Origin of the sequence: Acinetobacter sp. V2 (assembly GCF_001188385.1) — a bacterium.
Taxonomy (GTDB): Bacteria; Pseudomonadota; Gammaproteobacteria; order Pseudomonadales; family Moraxellaceae; genus Acinetobacter; species Acinetobacter oleivorans.
Genome location: NZ_JZFB01000008.1, coordinates 7,202 through 12,231, shown reverse-complemented (window position 1 = coordinate 12,231; position 5,030 = coordinate 7,202). Strand labels below are relative to the sequence as shown.

7 protein-coding genes are annotated in these 5,030 nt (G+C 37.1%); all 7 read left to right on the top strand.

Translation table 11 applies throughout. The features are described 5' to 3' along the window. A partial coding sequence (locus UC75_RS22250; RefSeq protein WP_416202226.1) for a hydroxymethylbilane synthase occupies window positions 1-477 on the top strand: 477 nt, incomplete at its 5' end. A gap of 3 nt (window positions 478-480) precedes the next feature. After that, window positions 481-1,248 carry a uroporphyrinogen-III synthase gene (locus UC75_RS17035; protein WP_049838268.1) on the top strand — a complete coding sequence of 256 codons (768 nt, stop codon included), beginning with the start codon at window positions 481-483 and terminating at the stop codon, window positions 1,246-1,248. A gap of 8 nt (window positions 1,249-1,256) precedes the next feature. Next, on the top strand, window positions 1,257-2,099 hold the full coding sequence (locus UC75_RS17030) for a hypothetical protein (protein ID WP_049838267.1): 843 nt from the start codon (window positions 1,257-1,259) through the stop codon (window positions 2,097-2,099). Between the two features lie 9 nt (window positions 2,100-2,108). Continuing rightward, a complete protein-coding gene (locus UC75_RS17025; protein ID WP_049838266.1) occupies window positions 2,109-3,302 on the top strand; it encodes a hypothetical protein in 1,194 nt (397 codons plus the stop codon). A 7-nt stretch (window positions 3,303-3,309) separates the two neighbouring features. Then, complete coding sequence (locus tag UC75_RS17020) at window positions 3,310-3,750, top strand: acyl-CoA thioesterase (RefSeq protein ID WP_049838265.1); 441 nt, start codon at window positions 3,310-3,312, stop codon at window positions 3,748-3,750. Window positions 3,751-3,944: 194 nt separating this feature from the next. Further along, window positions 3,945-4,271 (top strand): H-NS family nucleoid-associated regulatory protein, encoded by a 327-nt coding sequence (locus tag UC75_RS17015; protein WP_002053185.1) that lies wholly within the window; start codon window positions 3,945-3,947, stop codon window positions 4,269-4,271. A 331-nt stretch (window positions 4,272-4,602) separates the two neighbouring features. Further along, the coding region (gene gspN, locus UC75_RS22245) for a type II secretion system protein N (protein ID WP_228137466.1) at window positions 4,603-5,030 on the top strand (428 nt) is incomplete at its 3' end.

Here is a 5,030-nt window from a genome sequence, read left to right as displayed (position 1 = left end):
GGAAATGTTGGTACACGTTTAGCGAAGCTAGATGATGGTCAATATGACGCTATTATTTTAGCTAGCGCTGGTTTGAAGCGTTTAGGATTGTCAGAACGCATTCGTCATTGTTTAACACCAGACATTAGTTTGCCTGCGGTGGGTCAAGGTGCATTGGGCTTGGAATGCCGTGCAGCTGACCAAGATGTATTAGCTTTAATTCAACCACTATTGCACGAAGAAACAGATGTTTGTGTTCGTGCTGAGCGTGCTTTTAATGCCTATCTTGAAGGTGGTTGTCAGGTTCCAATTGCAGGTTATGCCACACTACAAAATGGACAAATCCATATTGAAGGTCGTGTCGGAAGTCCTGATGGGCAAACATTATTACGTGCTGAACTGACAGATGACGCTAGCAATGCTCATCAACTGGGTGAAAACCTTGCTCGAAACTTACTTGATCAAGGTGCGGGCGAGCTATTAAAGGCTCTTTACTAAACCATGTTTTTTATTAATACTCGACCTGATTCTCGTGCAGCTGAATTAACAGATGCTTTGCAAAATGAAGGTTATCAGGTTGAGTCTTTACCTCTTTTAGAACTCGTTGCTAAACCCTTTTCCGAACACTTACTTCAGCTTTACCAACAATTAGTCAAAGCACAAGCTATTGTTGTGGTCAGCCCAACTGCTGTTGATGTAGGTATGCAGTACTTAATACAAAGTGGTTTAAAGCTAGATAACTTAAAACATATTCAGTGGATTGCGGTCGGGCAGGCTACTGCTAATCGCCTTCATGAATATGCCGTTGACGTACATATTCCAGATGTGGAAACTTCTGAGGGAATGTTAAACCTACCGATTCTTCATAATATGAAGCAGGACGGTAGTGTCGCTTTCTGGCGAGGAGAGGGTGGCCGTCAATTTATGATGGAAACTTTGCAGCAGCAAGGCATTCAGATTTTAAATTTCGTTTTATATCATCGGCAATGCCCAGAAACCTCATATTCTACATTCAAACATCTGACACAGAATTCAAATTATAATTTACACAAATGGCTGGTCTTAATTACCAGTGAGGCCAGCTGGAAATATTGGTTAGAGCTTTGTTTAAAAAATAATGCACAACCTGATTGTGTATATTTGGTTTTAGGACCACGTCTTTTTCAAATTGTTAAAGAATGTCGCGATCAACAACAGGCTCATTTTCACATTATTCAACTTGAAAATTTATCGCCTTCGGGGATGATTCATCACATTCAGGCATTATAAGGATTCGTATGAGAAAACTTGTTTCTATCATCATTTTACTGGGCATGGCTTGGTTGGCTAAGCTCAGTTACGATATGTGGCAAATTTCTCGTACTGTTCCCGAGCTTAAGCAAAGTCTGCTTCAATCAGAACAGCACTATGCCAATCTAAATGATCAATTGGTTGCTTTACAGCGACAACTACAGAATCAACCTGTAAATACTGGTAATAAAGTAAGTTCAGTAGCTCATCCGGATGCTCCACCAGCAGGTATTGCTCCTACAGTTTTAATTAAACAAAAGTTAGATTTAATTCAATTTGCAATTGATCAGCAGCAATTGATTTATGCAGTTGATCAATTAAATCAGTTGCAGCAATCCCTTGCACACTATGAAATTGCACCTGCATTGCAACATAGCTTGAATCAATCGCTTGAGCAGGATAAGCAAGCAGTTCAACAATTCAGTTTGGCCCAAAATCAGCGCCATCAATTGATCGACGATTTATTACAGACGATTGATAAAAATATTCAGCAAGCTTTAGCTCAGCCTAAGCTTGAGATGGATCAATCCGAGTCTGTGTCTTGGTGGAAAAAATGGTTCCGCATAGAAAAAGTAGAAACGCCGTCTATTAATTTAATGAATCGAAGTGTGGTACTCAAAGAAGTGCAATTAAGACTATTAATTGCTGAACAGGCACTTAATCAAGGCAAAATGACAGAGTACCAAAACGAGTTGCAATCTGTGATGCAAAAGCTAGATGAAATGCCTGATGCAACGAGTCAACAGTTAAAAAAACGTATTGCTAAAGTGGCACATTTATCGATAGTGCCTGTTCCTAAATTATCTACACTTGGTCTAATTGGCTCATAAGGAGGAGATATGAAACACCTCCTGTCGGTTTATTTCGTAATTAGTTTAATACTCTTTGCCGCTTTAGCTTTATTGAGTTATGGCTATGGAATGGGGTATGTCTACATCTACTGGCGACAACTGCAGTTGCAAACAAATGTCTGGGGATTAACCCTTGCTTTTGTGGTCATGAGTTTTATTGCTCAACTTATATGGCTTTGGGTTAAACGTTATTCCTCTCGCGAGCAGAGGAAAAGTGAAAACATCTTCCAGTTTAAAAACCTTCATCCCTATGAACAATTAGGTATTGTCTGGTTATTAGAGGCCGCCGAAGATCAACGTGTATTTATTGAACGTGTTTTTACTCAGTCCGCGCTTTTAAAAAATATTATTGATGCCAAATTCCTGGTTTTAAGTGGGGACTATCCAAAAGCATTGGCTGCTTTAGATCAATCACCGCCTATGGCATTTGAATTGGCAGAATTAGAACGAATCGAAATCTTTTTAGCCCAAAACGAAGCTGAACGTGCATTAACTCATCTTGAGTTTTTATACCAGCATCAGTTATCGCCTTGGCTCGAGGAAATAGAAACAGCCTACCAGCAACGATTAACAGCGTTATGGGGGCAATTGGCGCTGCAACACCCATGGGTGTATTTACGGTCAATGAAGTATGGTTTGCTAGATGCTGAGCACCGTGATTTATGGTTACAGCAACTCCTTCAGCAGTTTGATGAAGCTTCTATTGATGATCTGCATGCTTTGCAACAACGTTATCTAGATTTAGAGTCTGAAATTCAAACTCGACCTTATAGCAGTAAGTTGTTATGGCTCAAACTATTGGCGCGTATGCCTGATATGAGCATGCAGCACGCAGCCTTAACACTACACTTATTAAAAGAACAGTTCGATCCAGAAGTGTTTTATCTGTGGTTTCAGCAACAACTGCTTAAACAAGTCCCAGACTATGCAGATGTCGAAGAAAAAATTATCGAGTTTGAAAATCAATATATGAATTTGCCTGTTTTAACCTTTGCAAAATGGCATGTCTATATGGCAACTGGACGTCAAGCAGAAGCTGAAACATTATTATCATTATATCCAGATAATATTTTAATGAGCTATTTACGTATTAAGTCTACGCTTAATGAAGATGAAGTATTAATCAAACAGTTAAACCTAATCTTTGAAAATGATGCGAATTTTTTAAAATTTAAAATATGAGGCGAAAATGAAAGAACTGTCTGTCTATCCGATAATATATGAACAGAAAGTCGCATGGGGAGATATGGATGCTTTCGGTCATGTCAATAATGTACAATATTATCGATATATTGAAAGCTCACGTATTTTATATATGGAAGCTATAAATATATTAACGCCACAATTATATACCGTTGTAGCCTCAAGTCAGTGTAAATATTTAAAGCCAGTTTTTTATCCAGATGTATTGAAAGTCGGTGTTCGCGTGGAAGAGCTCCGTAATAGTGCATTCCGTATGGCTTATATATTATGGAGCGAGACACAACAACAAATCGTGGCTACTGGTGAAGCGGTTATGGTCTGCGTAGATAAATTAACAGAACGAAAATGTGAAATACCTCAGGAAATAAAACAAAAAATTATTGAGCTAGAAAAATCTTTTGGGCATGACTTAATACATTTATCTTAAATAAATATTAATAAAATATATTTCATTTATAATTGATAATGTAATTAAAAGGTAATTTTTTTAGTTATTCTGATGAACACGGCTTTCAAACTATTGCTTATTGAATAGATTATAAATAATATTGGTCTTGATTTTATGTTTTTAAATTTTGTCTGTATTATTTTGAATTGTCTGTAAGACTGGAGTATTTATTAATGAAACCGGATATCAGTGAATTATCTGTTGAAGAGTTAAAACGCTTACAAGAAGAAGCGGAAGCTTTAATTGCAAGTAAAAAAGATCAAGCAATCGAAGATGCTTATAATCAAATTATCGAGATCGCTGAAAATGTAGGTTTTAGTGTTGAACAACTTCTTGAGTTTGGTGCTCAAAAACGTAAGAAAACAACACGTAAATCTGTTGAGCCACGTTACCGCAACAAAAACAATTCTGAAGAGACTTGGACTGGCCGTGGTAAACAACCACGTTGGTTAGTTGCTGAAATTGAAAAAGGCGCAAAACTTGAAGATTTCTTAATCTAATCGTATTGCCGATTTAAAAAGCCAGGCAGATTTGCCTGGTTTTTTTATGCATAAAATAACTAAAGTGTGTTTTGAAAATTATTTAAGAAATTGGGTGTTTAAATTCATCTTTAAATAGATTGTTGAGATCAAATTTGCATTTAGTTCTTTTAGCACTAGGTTTTCATGATTTTGTCATACGTTCAACTTATAGTCTTAATACCGAAGCCAAGCCCGATTGCTTGGTTTTTTTATATGAAGTGAATTGGCGATGTTGAAAAAGTATGCATAATGTCAGACTAGGGAGCTACTCTCAAAATAAGGACGATAATTTGCATGTTGGTAAGGCTGAATGAAGAAAAAGTCTAAGCAATGGAAGTGGTGGTTATTTGCACTCATTGCATTTTTAATTTTTATTATTTTACAGATCCCGGCGACGTGGCTAATTTCTAAATTTTCAAAGAATAATCAAACTCTACACAATGTAAGTGGAAATATCTGGCAAGGCCAAGCAGATTGGCGGCGTGGTACTTTGAGAGGCTCGATTCATTGGAAAACTAGACCTCTTGACCTGTTTTTATTACGGTTCGCTGCTGATGTAGATATCCATAGTGGAAATACCCAATTATCTGGGGTAATGGGCTATGGCGTGGGTAAAAAAGTAATTGTAAAAGCTATGAATGGTCAGGTTGCGCCTGAAACATTAAAACAAATTGTGAACTGGCAATGGCCTGTGAATAGTATCCAGTTAAAAGATATTAATTTTAATTATAAAAAAGA

What these genes read in the sequence shown, in the direction of transcription:
- UC75_RS17030 (WP_049838267.1), top strand. Translation starts at nt 1,257, where the DNA reads ATGAGAAAACTTGTTTCTATCATCATTTTACTGGGCATGGCTTGGTTG.
- UC75_RS17020 (WP_049838265.1), top strand. Translation starts at nt 3,310, where the DNA reads ATGAAAGAACTGTCTGTCTATCCGATAATATATGAACAGAAAGTCGCA.
- UC75_RS17025 (WP_049838266.1), top strand. Translation starts at nt 2,109, where the DNA reads ATGAAACACCTCCTGTCGGTTTATTTCGTAATTAGTTTAATACTCTTT.
- UC75_RS17035 (WP_049838268.1), top strand. Translation starts at nt 481, where the DNA reads ATGTTTTTTATTAATACTCGACCTGATTCTCGTGCAGCTGAATTAACA.
- UC75_RS17015 (WP_002053185.1), top strand. Translation starts at nt 3,945, where the DNA reads ATGAAACCGGATATCAGTGAATTATCTGTTGAAGAGTTAAAACGCTTA.